The organism is Elusimicrobiota bacterium (assembly GCA_016722575.1).
GTDB lineage: Bacteria > Elusimicrobiota > Elusimicrobia > FEN-1173 > FEN-1173 > JADKIY01.
On record JADKIY010000005.1, the window covers coordinates 182,155 to 197,507 of the forward strand.

11 protein-coding genes are annotated in these 15,353 nt (G+C 68.8%); 2 read left to right on the forward strand and 9 right to left on the reverse strand.

Translation table 11 applies throughout. The features are described from left to right. Positions 1–19: 19 nt before the first annotated feature. The 9 genes from IPP68_09735 to IPP68_09775 are packed head-to-tail and all read right to left on the reverse strand — an operon-like array spanning position 20 to position 13,504. Entirely contained in the window at positions 20–973 is a 954-nt protein-coding gene (locus tag IPP68_09735; GenBank protein MBL0350637.1) for a CCA tRNA nucleotidyltransferase, read from the reverse strand. Continuing rightward, on the reverse strand, positions 970–2,637 hold the full coding sequence (locus IPP68_09740; protein MBL0350638.1) for a tetratricopeptide repeat protein: 1,668 nt from the start codon (positions 2,635–2,637) through the stop codon (positions 970–972). The genes IPP68_09735 and IPP68_09740 overlap by 4 nt, the downstream gene beginning before the upstream one ends. Next, on the reverse strand, positions 2,594–5,821 hold the full coding sequence (locus tag IPP68_09745; protein MBL0350639.1) for a hypothetical protein: 3,228 nt from the start codon (positions 5,819–5,821) through the stop codon (positions 2,594–2,596). The genes IPP68_09740 and IPP68_09745 overlap by 44 nt, the downstream gene beginning before the upstream one ends. Before the next feature lie 23 nt (positions 5,822–5,844). After that, entirely contained in the window at positions 5,845–7,920 is a 2,076-nt protein-coding gene (locus IPP68_09750) for a hypothetical protein (GenBank protein MBL0350640.1), read from the reverse strand. Continuing rightward, complete coding sequence (locus IPP68_09755) at positions 7,917–8,663, reverse strand: DUF4159 domain-containing protein (GenBank protein MBL0350641.1); 747 nt, start codon at positions 8,661–8,663, stop codon at positions 7,917–7,919. The genes IPP68_09750 and IPP68_09755 overlap by 4 nt, the downstream gene beginning before the upstream one ends. Then, on the reverse strand, positions 8,660–10,672 hold the full coding sequence (locus tag IPP68_09760; GenBank protein ID MBL0350642.1) for a BatA domain-containing protein: 2,013 nt from the start codon (positions 10,670–10,672) through the stop codon (positions 8,660–8,662). Before IPP68_09760 ends, IPP68_09755 begins: the two co-directional genes overlap by 4 nt. Further along, the gene (locus tag IPP68_09765; GenBank protein ID MBL0350643.1) at positions 10,669–11,550 is read right to left on the reverse strand and encodes a DUF58 domain-containing protein; all 882 of its coding nucleotides are present in this window, start codon (positions 11,548–11,550) and stop codon (positions 10,669–10,671) included. Before IPP68_09765 ends, IPP68_09760 begins: the two co-directional genes overlap by 4 nt. Further along, positions 11,547–12,542 (reverse strand): MoxR family ATPase, encoded by a 996-nt coding sequence (locus tag IPP68_09770; GenBank protein ID MBL0350644.1) that lies wholly within the window; start codon positions 12,540–12,542, stop codon positions 11,547–11,549. The genes IPP68_09765 and IPP68_09770 overlap by 4 nt, the downstream gene beginning before the upstream one ends. Next, positions 12,539–13,504 (reverse strand): VIT1/CCC1 transporter family protein, encoded by a 966-nt coding sequence (locus tag IPP68_09775; protein ID MBL0350645.1) that lies wholly within the window; start codon positions 13,502–13,504, stop codon positions 12,539–12,541. The genes IPP68_09770 and IPP68_09775 overlap by 4 nt, the downstream gene beginning before the upstream one ends. 50 nt (positions 13,505–13,554) lie before the next feature. On the opposite strand from IPP68_09775, the gene IPP68_09780 reads away from it, so the two are divergent. Beyond that, complete coding sequence (locus IPP68_09780) at positions 13,555–14,232, forward strand: 7-cyano-7-deazaguanine synthase (protein ID MBL0350646.1); 678 nt, start codon at positions 13,555–13,557, stop codon at positions 14,230–14,232. 4 nt (positions 14,233–14,236) lie between these two features. Continuing rightward, a complete protein-coding gene (locus IPP68_09785) occupies positions 14,237–15,337 on the forward strand; it encodes a Gfo/Idh/MocA family oxidoreductase (GenBank protein ID MBL0350647.1) in 1,101 nt (366 codons plus the stop codon). The last annotated feature ends 16 nt before the right edge of the window (positions 15,338–15,353 follow it).

A 15,353-nucleotide genomic window follows, 5' to 3' on the forward strand; every position in this document is an offset into this window, starting at 1 on the left:
CGAAGTGGGCGGGGGCATATTAATTTTTCCGACCAAAGGTGTCAACGACGAAGCGGCGGTCCCGGAGCCAATCGACGACGCGCCGCCGAAGCGCCACGGGCGTTTGGGCGGCCTTCAGGGCGTTTTCGGCCGCCGCGGGATCGGGCCCCAGGAGTCCGGCCAAACGCCGGGCGAACCGGTCCGCCGACGGTTCCTCGGCCCAGACGGCGGCGGGAACGCGGTCCAAATCGTAAGCGGGGACCGCGAAGGGCCCCAGGCCCCACTCCGCCAACAAACGGAGCGCGGGCAACGGCCGGTCTTCCTCCAACAAGTGGAACAATTCGTTCCGCCGACGGACGGGGCTGAGGACCCCGGGCCGGTTTTCCTTGACGGCCCGGTCGATCCACCCGGCCGTGGCGGCTTCCACCGACCACCCGTAGCGGCCCGCGTAACGGGCCGCCCGAAAGATCCGGGTGGGATCGTCCTCAAAACTTCGGGGGTGAAGCGCGCGGACCAAACCCCCGGCCAGATCCCCCCGGCCGTCCAAGGGATCCTCGAGGCGGCCGCGGTTTTCGGGGGTGGCCCGGCAGGCCATGGCGTTGACCGTAAAATCCCGCCGGGCAAAATCCTCGGCCAAAGGAGCGGGGCGAACCGTGGGCAAGGCCCCCGGCCGGGCGTAGGTTTCCGTACGGGCCGTGGCCACGTCCAGAGCCGTTCCGTCCTTAAAATGCACCGTGAAGGTTAAAAAAGCGGGATGGGATTCGACCCGGGCGTCTTCCGCCGCGGCGAACGCCTTAACAACGGGCCCCGCCGCCCCTTCGACCACCACGTCCCAATCCTTGGGCGGGCGGTTCAACAAGAGATCCCGGACGCTTCCGCCGACCAGCACGGCCGCCTGGCCGCGCGAAGCGGCCGCGTCGCCCACCCGCGCCAGTCGCCCGGCCCACAAGGGGGGCAGGCGGTCCCACAGCGGAACGTCGGGCGGCCGCGTCACCGGCGTTTGGGCATGCGCTTCAGGGCCTGGGTCACGGCGTCGTTTTCCGGATCGAAACGGAGTGCCAACTGAAGGGAGTGGCGGGCCACCGTGAAATTGCCGACGTCCACGGCGATCAGGCCCAGGATTTCATGGATTTTGGAATCAAAGGGGTTGATTTCCAAGGCGCTCTGCAACACCGCTTGGGCCTCCTCGTACCGTCCGTCGTCGAAAAACAGATCGCCCAGCAACACGAAGGGCTCGGCAAAAGCCGGGTTTTTCTCCATCGCGAGGCGAAGGAGGGGCACCGCCGCCTCGGTTTGCCCCGCCGCGACAAGCCCCCGGGCCAGGCGGACCAACAGGAGCCCGTTGTTCGGCGCCGCTTCCAGCCCTTTCCGGTATTGGGCGGAGGCCGCGGTCCATTGGTTCAGCTGGCGCAATCGATCGCCCGCGCGCAAGAAGGGTTCCAGGTCGGGTCCCGCCCAATGGGCATCGTCCAGAGGCTTTAGTTGAACCGCCCCCGATAGCGCGCCGGCCGACCCTTCCAAGGTTTCCTCCGGAAGGGATTCCCGCCACCCGGCCTCCAACTCCTCTTCGCTCGACCCCAGGGCCGCGGCGAAGGCGTCTTCGCGGGCGCGATCTTTCAAGGCGGAAAGAAGCGACCGCAAACCGTTCAGTCCGTGCTCGTCCACCAAATAGGCCACCGCGTCGGACGTCTCGGCCTGCGCCAGGGCCGCGTTGGCGGGGTCCGGCAGGTGGACGAAGGACGGTTCCATTTTGGCGAAAGGAATCAAGGGGAGCGCGCCCGCCGCGGGGGCGGTCGACGCGGCCGCCGCGAGCAAACCTTCGTCGTAGGGCGGCAGAACAAATTCATCCGAACGGCGCCAGACGACGGCGAGATAGCGGGAGATCCCCTCCTCCAACCAGACGGGACACCGGGACCCCGACAGGCGATGAACCGCGGCTCGGGCGTATTCGTGCACCAGGGCGTCCAACCAGCGGTAGCCCCGGGCGGTCGCCCGCGGCGACAAAATCATAAGCCGTCCAAATTTAAAAACGGAGATCGCGCCGGTCCGCGCCATGGCGTCCGGCGACAGGGTCGACGCGAAGGAAAAACTTTCCACGGTGGGATATATCTCCACCACCATCGTTCCGGAGGACGGCACGCCCAAGAGATCCGCGAATTTGGCGTGGGCGTTTTCCAACGCCGGCAGGGCGTAATCGCCGAGGAACGCGTCCTCCGCCGGGACCCGCAGGACGAAGTGGTCCGACCGGCTTTCGACGAAACCGCTTTGAATCGAAACAAGCCCCGACAAATAATTCGCCCGGGATTGGGCCCAGCTGTCCTTCGCGTCGAGAATTTCCAAGGCCTGCTGCGCCCCCGCGTCGTTGCCCGCGTAAAGTTCCTGAAGGCATCGCACCCGGTTCGCCGCGTCCGCCTTGCCCGCGGCCAGCAATTCTTCATAATAGGTTTGGACCGCGTCCCCGCTTCCCGACTCCAACAGGGTTTCCACCACGTTGAGAGGCGTGGCCGAACGCGCCAACGCCTGGGCGGCGGTGGGCGGCGCCTCGGACTTGGCCGGCCCCGCCGCCGCGGGCGCGGCGGCGAGAAACGCCGCCAGCGCCAGACCGCCGACGCGTTTATTTTGACCAATGACGGTAATAGTCTTGAACGATTTTTTCATAGTTTTTTGGGTAACGATCCTTCATGGATTGGCGGAGCGCCCGGCGAAATTCCTCCGACGCCTCCGCCGGGCTTTTCCCCGGAAGCCGCACCGCCGGGGAGGACACGGCCCCGGGCCTTCCCGCCGTTCGAAACCGCCCCCGCGACCCCGCCGCGCGGGCCGAGGCCCGCGCGCCCGCCCGCGCCAAACTCTCCGCCGCCTCCCGGAGGAGCGACAAAGCGTTTTCCTGGCGTTGAACGGCGTCGGTCAGGCGGATTTCGCCCAGGGCCTCCGCGGCGGCGCGCATGGAGACGGCGGCCTCGCCCGCCCGGCGCGCCGGGCCGACGGCGCCGGCCAAGGGGGTCCCCGGCGCGGACAACGACGCCGCGGCCGCGTCCGTGTCGCCGGCCAACGCGGCCTCGGTCGTGGATTGACGAAGCGTCCGGATCCGGTCCGCCGGGTCCAAGTCCGAGGCCGGCCGGTCCAGGGCGCCGAAGGCCGCCAGGGTCCGGGAAGATTCGTCGACCATACGGCGCAACGTCTCTCCCCAGCGCTTTCGGTCATTGTATTTTTTTTCCTCGTCCCCGGGGGCGGCCGGACCGGGCGGCGGGACCGCCGCGTTGGCCCGCTCCCATTCGCCGGCGACCCGGCGCAGGGACTCCACGGTCTCGGTCAATCGCGGCACCGCCTGGGCGGGCGAGGATCCCGCCCGTTCCAACGCGGCCACCTGGGTCCGTACGATCCACAGCCCCTCCCACAGGGAGCGATCAATGTCCCCGCCCCGCCATTCCTTTTCAAGCGCCCCGGCGGCTTCCCGCCATTCCGCCGCCCGGGTCGGCAGCGCCGCGAGGGCTTGGTCCTGCTCCGCCAAACGGCGCGCGGTGCGACGGTCCGCGACCTCCCGGGAATCGGCCATCAGCGCTTCCTGCCGCTCCGCCAACGCCAGGACCCGTTGGCGCCAGGCCTCCGCCGCCTCGGAGAACGCCCCGTCGACCCCCGTCCCGCCCGCGGAGCGAAGAGCGGACTCCGCCGCGTCCAATTTTTCCATGGCCCGGCGGGCGGCCGAGAGGGCGGCCGACGCGTCCCCCAAGGCCAAGGCGGCCATCAGATCCGCGAAATCTTTTTGAACGTCGTCCAGCCGGAGAAATCGCCGATCGCCGCCCTGGGGATTTTCCCCCGATTCGGGCGGAAGCGCTTCCTGGATCGACTTCTTGAGCCGGGCCAAAGACCTCTCCAACCCGGCCAGGGTTTTCGCGAGTTCCGCCCGCTGGGCCTCCGTCAGCGCCCCCGCCCGTCCCGCCAACGTCTCGGCCAAAGCCCCCGCGGCCCGCTTCAATTCCGACGCGTCGTCGGCCCAACGCTGAAAATCCTCTTGGCGGCGGGCGTCGTCGTTGAGCGCGGCCAAACGGTCCAGCGCGGCCTGGACCGACTCGGCGCCGCCCGGCTGTCCCCGCTGCAAATCCGCCGCGGCCGACGGGATCGCCGTCTCGGCCACCCCGCTCAATTCCTCGGCGAGGGCGCGCCGCGCCTCCCCGGCCATCGGGCCGGACAGCGGATCGCGGTCGAGCGCGTCGGCCAGGGCCCCGAGCCGGGCCGCGTCGCCCCGAAGCGAAGACCCCAGAGCCGCCTGGCGCTCCGCGGCGGAGGACCAATCCACCCCGGGCCCGCGCAGGGATTCCACCAGGCGGGCCTGTTGGGCCCGTCGTTGAGTCAAGGCGTCCCCCCATTCCGCCAACGACTGAAGCAGCGCCGCGTGTTCCGCCGCGTCGTCGACCACCCAGAATCGCCGGGGTTCGGAAACGCCGACCCCCGACGAACCGTCCCGGACGCGCCAGCGGAGCGCGAAGCGGTCCCCCGGCGAAAGTTTGATCGCGGACAACGGCCAAACCACCTCCCCCCGGAGCGGATCGCCCCCCGCGCCCGCGCCGGGGGCGAAGGATTTTTCCAAGGCGCGCTGCGAAGGTCCGTCGTTCAGCGCCCACTCCAGAAACACCGCCGCGATCCCGCGGTCGTCGGAGGCCTCATACGACAACGGCGCCTCCTCCCCCACGGACACCCGAAGATCCTCCGCGGGTTCCACCCAGCGAATTTGCGGGGGCGCGTCCGCCCGCAGGGCCACGGACACGTCGGCCACGTGGACCGGGGCTCCCGGGTCCCCGCGCCGCGCCGCCCAGAGGCCGATCACGGCGGGCCCGTCCACGACCCGGCTCCATTGAAAACGCGGGCCCGGGGGATTGACGGACCGATAGGTCCCGCCGGCGTCCCCCACCCGAAACTCCGCGACGTCCTCCTCCCACTCTCCGGAGAAAACGATCGCGCCCCCCCGAAGAGCCTCCGGGGCAAAGGGATTCGCCGCGCGCTCGGACGCGCCCGCGCTCCCCGCCGGGGGGCGCACCTCGGCTGAAAAAACCTTGAGGCGCGGCGGATCGGTCGGCGTCAGGGTGTACGCGCGGCTTCGATGGCCCCCGCCTTCCAGGCGGTAGCGCGTTTTTCCCCGCAAATTTTCCAAGGAAAGAACGCATCGATCGCCGTCGACCGCGCTCCACACCCGCCGGGCCCAGGGGCTCCCCTCGCCTTGAACCCAGGGTTCCGGAATCGAGGTCTCGGGACCGGCCAATTGGACCTCGATGGACACGGTGTCGCCCCGGGGAAAAAAAGCGTCCCCGGGCCGGAGGGAAAGCACCCCGGGGACCGCGTCCGCTCCGAAGGGCCACCACGAATTTTCCGTCCCGGGCGCCAAACGCGCGAGAGCCAAAAGGAACGACAAGCCGGCGATCCCGACGAGCCATTGCCGACGCCAGGCGGGCGTCCAGAGGTTTCGCGTCATTTCCGGGAGCCCGGGGGCGGGCCAGGACGCCAGGAGAATCTCCGCCAGCCCCCCGCCCGGTTCCCGGCGGCACAGTTCCCACGCCGTCAAGAACTCGTCGCCCGGAGCCCCGGGTCGCGCCAATCGGCGCGCCGTAGCCGGGGCGCTCCAGGGAACGCGCCGGGCGACCCGGACAATCAGTCCGACGGCGACGGCGGCCCCCGCTCCCCACAGGGATCGGCGCGCCCCCGTCGACAAAATTCCCAGGGCGTCCAGGACGCGGAGGCTCCCGAGGGTTCCCGCGAAAACCGCGAGCGCCGGGCCCAGGGCCGCCGCCGCGCCGCCGATCCAGGCCAAAAGACGCGCTTGGGCCAATGCCCGCTCCAGTCGTCGACGCACGTCACGCTCCGCCGAGGCCGGGCTCATCGCTCCCCCCGCCGTTTCCGGAGCGCCCATTCGAAAACCCAAAGGGCCAGGACCGCCCACCACCAACCCGGCCCCGGCGGGTCGAACCGCCCGCCCGCGCGCCCCAGGCCTCTCCGCCAACGGCGGAACCGGCGGGCCGTAAAGGACTCGACGTCCACCACTTCCCCCCCGGTGGCCGCGGCCAGGCGGGTCAGGGCGGCCGGGGCCGGTCGAACGTCCCGGAATTCGTCCCACCCCGAGGCCGCCTCCACCCACAGACGGTCCCCGCCCCGGGGCGACCGAACGGACACGTCGTACATCCCCGAGCGCGGTAACGACAGCGCTCCGGTGTACACTCCGTCGGATTCGGGCTTCAAACGGACGTCGTGGCGCTCCGAACCGTCGGCCGAGCGCCACGTCAAAATCACCGACGACGGGGGCTGAACCCCCGTGAAGCGGACCGCGACGGGCCAGGGAGCGCCGACGGTGACCGGTCCCTCCGGGCGGTCGATTCGCAACGTGCGTCGGTCCGGAGATTCCCCCAGCCAGCGGACGACGTTTTCCCAAAACCGCTGGTACAACCAAGGGCCCGGGGTGTTGGCGCCCAGGGCCCAGCGCCAGTCCGTCAAACTCGAAAGGACCATCAACCGCCCGCGCCCCTGGGCCCGGGCCGAGGCGTGGGACGCGCCGCCCGGCGCTTCAATCAAGGGGACGCCCCCCGACAGGTCCGGCCACAGCGAACCCGCCGCGGATTCCAACGGAGGCAGCTCGCTCCACCGGGCGCCGTCCAGAAAAAGGACGGACTTGGCGGCGGGGAGAATTTTGGCCGACCAGCGGCCCTCCGGCCCCGGGCGGAAACGATCGGGCGGCAGCCACGCTTCCAAAGCGTTCCCCCGCCCGGGGCCGCCGTTCGCCCAGTAACGTCCCTCCCCCGCCAACAACAAGCCCCCTCCTTTTTCCACGTAATCGCCGACCGCCGCGGCGAACCGGGGGCCCAGGCCGAAGCCGGTCAAGGGAAAGTTTTCCAGGATCACGACGTTGAAGGTTTTCAACTGGGCCATCAGCGTTTCCGCCGTGGGAAAGGGGATCAGCGACAAATCCGTTTCGGGGAGTCCCACCGCGTCTTCCGGGTCCCGCAGAATCACGAAGGAGACCAGATCCACCGCGGGGTCCGTTTTGAGCTGCGCCCGGAGAAACGCGTAGTGGGGGCCGGGGCGGCCGCACAAATACAACACGCGCAGGCGGTCGCGCTGAATTTCCATGAAGAAGGTCCGCGCGTTGTTGCCGAAATATTTTTCGCCGGACGCCCCGTCGACTTCCACCCGGAAACGCGTCGCGCCCGCGCCCGACGGGCGGAAGGAAAGGACGCTCTCGCCCTCGGTTTCCGTCGACGCCGTCACCGAGCGTTCGGCCAGCCGCCGCTCCCCACTCCACAACGTCCACCGGAGGGGGCCCGGGGGGACCGTCGATTTCCGCCACCGGACCGTCACGGGGGTTTCGGCCCCGGCGATCGCCGTCGCGGGGGCCTGGACGGATTCCACAGCGATGTCCGGCGAGCGGTCCGGAGGCGGCGCCACCGCCAGCACGGGAATCCCCAGGGACCGCCAGGCGTCCTCCGCCCCGGGCTCGCCCCGGCCGTCCGAAAAGAAAACCACCCCGTCGAGGTCGGGCGCGAGGGATTTCAATTCCCCCAATCGGGAAAAAGCGCTGCGGAGAGCCGCGGGCGTTTCCCGGGCCAGGGCGTCGTCCGTTCGACGGAAAAGCCCGTCGCCGAGAACAAACGCGGAAATGGAATCCCCGACCGGGGGCGCCGCGTCGGACCACGCCCGCCGGGAACGGGACCATCGGGTCTCCCCCTCCGCGGCCGCGGGCGTCCCCATGCTGGCCGAATAATCGAAGACGACGGCGATGGAACGCGGCCCCCGGGCCCCGTTCACCCAACGAAAAACGAGCAACGCCAGGACGGCCGCGGAAAGGCCCCGAAGGATCCCCACCCACCGCGGCGGACGTCGGCGCGCCAAAAAGAGGAGCGCCCCGGCGACGGCCCCCAGAAGCGCGACGGTCTCCGCCGGAAAAACGGCGGAACGCGTCACGGCCGCCCCCGAAATCGCCGCTCCAGAAAGGGTTGATGGACGGCGTCGGTTTTGTAAGTTCCCGTGAGGGCGAAGAGGACGATGTTCGCGAAGGTTTTTTGACCCTCCCGCCGCTGGCTTTCCCCGCCGGGGTCGCAGGGGTAGAGGGGCTGGCCCACCCGGTCCCGCGCCAGGGCCCCCAACACGTCGTTGCGGTCATAAACGGCCACCAACCGGTCCCCGGCCCAGAGGCCCCACAAACGGTCTTCGGTTTGCCGCCGTCCGGCGGCGCGGGGAAGTAGAAAGAACGATCGGAAGAGCGCGTGTGTCAACGGAACGGGACGCCAGGATTCGCCGGGAAAAAGGCGCGACGGAAGGGCCCAGACGGCGCGGTCCAGCGGGTTGGACGATCCGCCCGCCGTGTTGTCGATCCAAAGAAAGCCCCCGGCCCGAAGATGCTCCCGAAGGCGGGCGACGTCCCCGTCGGTGATCCCGGGATCGCCCCGCCCCGCCAAAACCAAAAACGGTTCGTCGGCCAACGCCGCGCTGTCCAGGGTCACCACCCGTCGGGCGGGCCAGGGGTCGAGGCTCGTGGCCTCCCGAAGGAAAGACGCCGCCGAAGGCCAAACCTCGGGGTACGGATCCCACTCGCCCGGGTGGCGAATTTGGGCGAAAACCAAACGATCCCCCGGCCAGTCGCCGTCCGCCCGAAGGACGCCGACCAGGCCGAACAGAGCCGAGAGAACCGCCAGGCGGCGTTTCACCGGGACCGCCGTGGAACAAGCAGCAAAGTCTCCAGCGCGAACAAAACCAACAGGCCTTGAATCAAGGCGGGGCGGAGCGGACGGCCGGCGAGTTTCCGGGCCCAATCGTCCCTCGGCCCGATCCACACGAACCGCCCGGGGCCCAGCCAACGGCCGACGGTGTCCCGGGAAACGCGCGCGGGGTTTCCCTCCTCGTCGGTCCGCGACGCGTTGACCGCGAACACCGTCCCCTCCCCCGACGAAAAGTCGAGGCGGTAAAAACCGGGCGTTTCCAAGGGCTCCACGCGGAATTCGCCCCCCCGGCCCGTCCATCGTTCAATACTTCCGTCGGGGCGGCGAAGAACGGCCGTCGCCGCGCCGGGACGGCGCCCGACCCAGGCGCCGCCCAGGATTTCCGGATCGGACGGGGGCGCGGCGTCGGGTCGGGCCAAAAAGGCCAGGACGTCCCGGCAGAGGATGGGATAAAGGGGCGAGGCGGGCGCGTTGGTCCAATCCCGATCAATGGACGCCGACCACGCCGCCACCCGTCCGCCGCCGACTTTTCCCCAAACGAGCAACGGACGGCCCGAGGCGCGTCCCCGCAACAACACGGAAGCGCCGGGGCCCGGAACGAGCCCGCCCAGCCGTTGAAGACGAATCCCCGACCAATCGACGTCCCGCCCGTCTCTGAAAATTCCGAAGGCCGCATCGGATCGCGCGGGCGCCGCGACGTCCTCCACCTCCATCGGGGCCGTGGCGCGGAAAGGGGCGAAGGACGGCGCCGCGGATTCGGACCATTGGTCCCCCGCCGTGATCCAGAGCCCGCCCCCCTGGCGGACAAAGGCCCCCAAGGCCGCCGACGCCTCGGAGGTCAAAGACCCGACGTTGAGCAGTGCCACGGCATCGATGCCCGTCAAGGACGCGGCGGAAATCTCGCCGGGCCAAACGGCGCGAACCCGGGCGCCGTCCCTTTCCCAAGCGTCCAGGACGGGTTGCAGGTAGTGGGCTTCGTCGCTCACGGGGGACAAATTGGGGGCCCCGTTGACGATTAGAAAAGACGGCGGGTCCCGCCGGGGAACCACGGCGTAAAAAACATCGTCCTCGGGCAACGCGTCGGGCTCCAACCGGGCGACCACGTTCAAGACCGGCGAACGAACGAACGGGGAGGCGAAAACGGCCTCGCCCCGGCCGCCCAGAAGGGCCGCCCGGCCCAGGACCGGCGGCCCGTCCGCCACGGTCACCGACCATCCCCGCTCCGGTTTTCCGGCGGGACCCCAGGACCGAAGCTCCAGATTCCCCCGCACGCGGCTTGTGGAGGGATCCCAATCGCTCCGGGCGCGAAACAGCGCGCCGTTGGAATAGTCGCTCCCCGTTTCGCACAGAGCCCACCGGGCGTCCAGCGACGGGAGCCCGGCCGGGGGCGGGGACCGCCAACCGTGGGCCGCCAAATCGGAAACAAGGTAGACGGTCCAGGGACCGGGCGCTTCCGACGACTCTTTTTGGACGGCCGCCAACGCCGCGCCCAGATCGGTGGGGCGGTGGGTCGGGCGGGCCCGCTCCAACAAACGCCGGGCCGCGGTCCGGTCCATGGCCGGCGCCGCCGCGCTCTCCAGGCGGTCCGAGAATATCATCGCCCCCGCCGATTCTCCGGGCGGAAGCCCGTCCAGAATTTCCAGGGCCCGGGCCCGGGCCGCGTCGAACACCGTTCGCCCCACCTCCACCGCGCCCATGGAATAGGACGCGTCCAGAAGGATCAGCGATCGCCCCCCGCCCGCGGCCGCGCCGCCCGCCGGACGCCACACCGGTCCGGCGAAAAACAAAATCAGGGCGGCGATCAGGGCCGTTCGAATCAACAGCAGCAGCGGATCGCGCCAACGATCGGGGTGGTACCAGGACCCCGCCGCCGCGCGAAGAAGCGCCACGTCGCTGAAGGGGCGCCGGGGCGCGCCGCGGCGGCCCCAATAGTGGAGGGCCAGGGGAATCAGCGCCGCGGGCGCCGTCCACAAAAATCCGGGGGAGAGGAACGTCACGCGCGCGCGTCCCGTTGACGGAGGTAATTCGCCAGGGCCGCGTCCAAGGGCCGGTCCGTGAGGAAAGTCCGGAAATCGGCGCCCAGGGCGGCGAAGGCCGCCGCCAATTGCCGTTGGCGGTCCGCGGCCAGGCGGCCGTAGCGGCCCGCGACGGCCTCCATATCGACGGACAGGCGGGCGTCGGTTTCGAGGTCTTGAAAATCAAACCGGCCGCGGCCGGCCAGGGAAAGCTCCACGGGGTCCAAAATCTGAAAGGCAATAATTTCCCGTCCCCGGGCCGCCCATTCCCGGAGGACGGGCATCCACCCCTCGATCGGCGGGAAAAAATCGGACGCGAGAATCGCCAGGCCCCGCCGGGGCAGGCGCGGGGAGGCCTCCCGCAGGGCCCGCCCCAGGTCGGACGGCCCCGCCGCTGGCGGGGATTCCAAAAGGGACAACAGCCGGGGGCGCGCGGCCGCGCCGGACCGGGCCGGGAGAAAGGACGTCCGCCCGTCGCCCAAAAGGCCCAGGGCGCAGGCGTCCCCCTGGCGAAGGACGACGTGGGCGAGGGCGGAAAGAAGTTGGGCGGCGTGGTTGATTTTGGGAAGGCGTCCGTCGGCGGCGAAGGCCATGGACCCGGAGGTGTCGAGGAGGAGGGCGGCCCGCAAGGGGGCGTCGGCCTGGGTTTCGCGGACGGTCCAGCGGTCGGTGCGGGCGTAGACGGACCAATCCACGTGCCGCCAATCGTCGCTCGGGGTGTAGGCCCGGTGGCCGACGAAATCGCCCGACACGCCCGAGGCCCGCCCGCGGTGCCGCCCGGCGAACGCGCCGTCGACGCGCGACCGGGCCCGCAGCGCCAGGGGCGCCAGGCGCGCCCACCAGCGCGGGTCGAGGCTCATTCCCCCCCGGCGCCGTCCACGAGGCGGCGGACGACGTCGTCGACGCGCACGCCCTCGGCTTCCGCCCGGTAGGACAACAGCAACCGGTGCCGAAGGACGGGCGCGGCCAGGGCGGCCACGTCCTCCCAGGAAACGGTGAGGCGGCCGCGCAACAGGCACCGAACCTTGGCGCCCAGAATCAACGCCTGCCCCGCCCGGGGCCCGGCGCCCCAGGCCACGTAGGATTTGACAACCTCCGGCGCTTTGGGGTCGTCGGGGCGCGTGGAGCGCACCAAGCGGACCACGGAGGCCAGCGGCGTGTCGGCCACGGGGACGTCCCGCACGAGGGATTGAAAATCGAGCAAGTCCGCGGCGTTCACCGTTTTGGCCGGCGCGTCCACGGCGCCGCCGGTGGTCCGGCGGAGGACGTCCGTTTCTTCGGCGGCGGAGGGGTAGCCCATGTTCACCTGGAAGAGAAATCGGTCCAACTGGGCTTCGGGCAGGGGGTAGGTGCCCTCCTGCTCGATGGGGTTCTGGGTGGCGAGCACGAAAAACGGATCGGGCAACGGGTAGGTGCGACCCAGCACGGTCACCCGGTGCTCCTGCATGGCCTGGAGAAGGGCGGATTGGGTTTTGGGGGGCGTGCGATTGATCTCGTCGGCCAGCACCAAGTTGGCGAACAGCGGGCCCGGCGCGAAGACGAAGGCGCGCTGGCGCGTGCCGGCGTCTTCCTGCAAGATGTCGGTCCCCGTGATGTCCGAGGGCATCAGGTCCGGGGTGAATTGAATCCGTTTGAATTGCAGGTCCAGGATGGACGCCAAGGACGATACCAAGAGCGTCTTCGCCAATCCCGGAACGCCCACCAGCAGGCAATGGCCCCGGGCGAACAACGCGATCAACAGTTGCTCGACCACGTCCTCCTGGCCGACGACCGCCTTGGCCAACTCCCGGCGGATGCCCTCGGCCGCCCGGGAAAACCGCTCCAACCGTTTTTCCAAAACCGGCGCGCTCACAAGGAGACCCCCAACCACCGATGGGCCAAAGAGCCGAGGAAGGACGTCATCGCGACGGCCCCGGCCACGATGGCCAAATTGAGCAACACGCGCCGGCCCAGGTCCATGCCGGACAAGAACGCCAACGCGGCCGAAACAACCGTCACCGCCGCGCCGGCGGCCACGGCCGAGATTGCCACGCCCGTGGCGCCGAAGAAAACGGGCAGCACCGGAAGGGACGCGCCCAAAAAGTAGCTCAAGCCCACCAGGGCCGCGGCCGAACGGGGCGAGGCGCCGTCGTCCGACTCGGCGGGTCGCCCGAGAAACGCCTCTTTCCGCCGCTGGGTCCGCTCGATTTCCCGCTCGGACCCGGTCGCCGCGTAGGCGCCCGCCGCCATGGAAAAGGCGCCGGCCGCGGCCACCGACACGCTCGCGGCCAACACCAGGCGGGGTTCCCGAAGGGCGGCGAAAAATCCGCTCACGGCCCCCAGGATTTCCACCAAGCCGTCGTTAAAACCCATGAAAATAGTGCGCACCCGCTCGGGGCTGATCTTCTTGCTGACGAATTGGGAAACGATCACGTCCTCGTGCTCCATCTCGTCGTTTAAAATCTGCCGCACCGCGTTTCCGAGGGGCTTGTCCCGGTATCGGTCCCAGAGTTCCAGGTATTTGCGGATGCCGTAAATCTCGATGCCCTCCAAGACCAGGGACACCGCCGCGGGCCCCGCCACCCGGCAGATGGCCGAGAGAACGGCCAATTTTACGCGCCGCGCCACGTCCAGCCGTTGAAGGTCGATGCCGAAGAAATCCTTCCAAAATTTGTAATGGCCGGCCTCGACGACGACGAGGTTTTCGAGCATTTGGCGCAGGGGGCCCCGGGCGTGGTCCCGAAAACGCTCGTAGAGACGAAGATCGAACAATTCGTCCAGCACGAGGTCCTCGCCCATGCGGCGGGTCGCACGGTCCAATTCCATAGCGGGCATGGAAAAATTTTAGCACTTTGATTGTTGACGGATTTGGTAAATTCTCGGCCATGCGAAAAAATCCCGCGGCGGTTCTGGTGAGCGGCGGCCTCGACAGCGCGGCCCTTCTCGTTTGGGCCCTGGAGCGCCACGCGCCGGTCCATCCCGTCTACGTGCGTTTCGGCCTCGGCTGGGAGAAGGCCGAACTCGCCGCGCTTCGCCGACAGTGGACGGCCCTCCGCCGCCCGGGCCTCCGCCCCCTGACCGTCCTCGAGGCCCCGGCCGCCCCCTTGTACGGCGACCACTGGAGTCTGTCCAAGGGCCCGGTGCCCGGTTACCGCTCCGCCGACGCCTCGGTGTATTTGCCCGGTCGCAATCTGCTGCTTCTCGGATTGGCCGGCGTGTATTGCGCGCGTCAAAAAATCCCCGTCGCGTATTTCGGCGCCTTGAAAGGCAATCCCTTCGCGGACAGCCGGCCCCCGTTTCTGCGCGCCATCTCCCGGGCGGTCTCCCTGGCCCTCGGCGCCCCCTTTCGGGCGGTGGCCCCTTTCCGCGGTTGGAGCAAAATCCAGGTCCTCTCGCGCTTTCCCGGCGCGCGCTACGATTTGGCGTTTTCCTGCTTGAACCCCCGGGGCCTCCGGCCCTGCGGCGCGTGCAACAAATGCGCCGAAGGGGACAAAGCCCGTCGATTCCTGGCCGCGTCCCGGGCGGCCCGGGGTTCGACCCGAAAATCAAATGTGATAAAATAGCGCTATGAGCCAACGTCCCCTGCACGTCAGCGTTCTCGGCGCCGGGTCGGCCTACGGCGTGTTTCTCGTCAAATGGGCCTACCAATTGCTGCGCGACCCCAATTCCAACCGGGAAAATCTGACGTTTCCCCCCATCGCCTCCATCAGCTATTCCAACACCGACCGGCGCAACACCGCCCTGGTGCTGGAGGTGCTGCAAAACGATTTGCACCAAATGCCCGGCCTGGAAAACGTCACGACCGAGGAAATCAGCCGCCACGTGCGGGGCTACGAACGCTGGCGGGAAATGGTGGAGAAGGAAAAACCCGATTTGGTCGTGGTCTGCTCCCCGACCGAAACCCACATCCCCATCTGCCGCGAGCTCATCACCGGTTTTGGCGTGAAAAACATCCTGTGCGAAACGCCGCTCACCCCGGTCAACGATTCCGACAGCCTGCCCGGCCTCGAAACCCTGGTCAAGGAGAACGGCGTCACCTTCGGAGTCAATCAGCAATACGCCTCCCTGCCGAACTTTTTAAAGGACCTCCGCTTGAACGCCGCGGAGCCCCAGAGCCCCACCTTCGGCGAAGTGTTCGAAGGCGCCCAGGCGGCCGAGATCACCTTCATCACCCACGGCACCCGGCCCTGGCGCCGCTTCGGTAACATCGGCGAACTGATCATTTTGGAAGACCTCGGGATTCACGCCCTGGACTTCCTGCCCCCGGCCCTCTGGCGGGAACCCGTCAAGGTGGAAAAAGTTACCCGGGAAGGCGACAACATCTTTTTGAACCTCGTGGAATACGAATTGCGCTTCGGCCAGACGCCGGTGAAGTTGGTCCTGGGCTACCGCCGGAAACTCAAAAGCCTCAAGTTGGTCTACGCCAAAGGGGACCGGGAATACGATTTCCACGTCACCGGCACCACCAACCCCCAAACCGGGGAATTCACCCGCGGCATCGAAGGCAAAAATTACGCCTTTCCCTTCCGTTACGCCCTTCGCACCGACCTGGTCAAATATTCCTTCATGCGGTCCCTGGCCGGTCAACCCCTGACGCCGTTGTCCGAGGCGGTGCAACACCAAAACATCATCCGCCGGATCTACGAAGGGTCGTCCAAACTCAAATAGCGCTTTCATAAAAAAG

Excerpts from the sequence above, each read along its gene's own strand:
- IPP68_09740 (MBL0350638.1), bottom strand. The coding sequence starts at position 2,637 with ATGAAAAAATCGTTCAAGACTATTACCGTCATTGGTCAAAATAAACGC.
- IPP68_09765 (MBL0350643.1), bottom strand. The coding sequence starts at position 11,550 with ATGAGCCTCGACCCGCGCTGGTGGGCGCGCCTGGCGCCCCTGGCGCTG.
- IPP68_09775 (MBL0350645.1), bottom strand. The coding sequence starts at position 13,504 with ATGCCCGCTATGGAATTGGACCGTGCGACCCGCCGCATGGGCGAGGAC.
- IPP68_09780 (MBL0350646.1), top strand. The coding sequence starts at position 13,555 with ATGCGAAAAAATCCCGCGGCGGTTCTGGTGAGCGGCGGCCTCGACAGC.
- IPP68_09785 (MBL0350647.1), top strand. The coding sequence starts at position 14,237 with ATGAGCCAACGTCCCCTGCACGTCAGCGTTCTCGGCGCCGGGTCGGCC.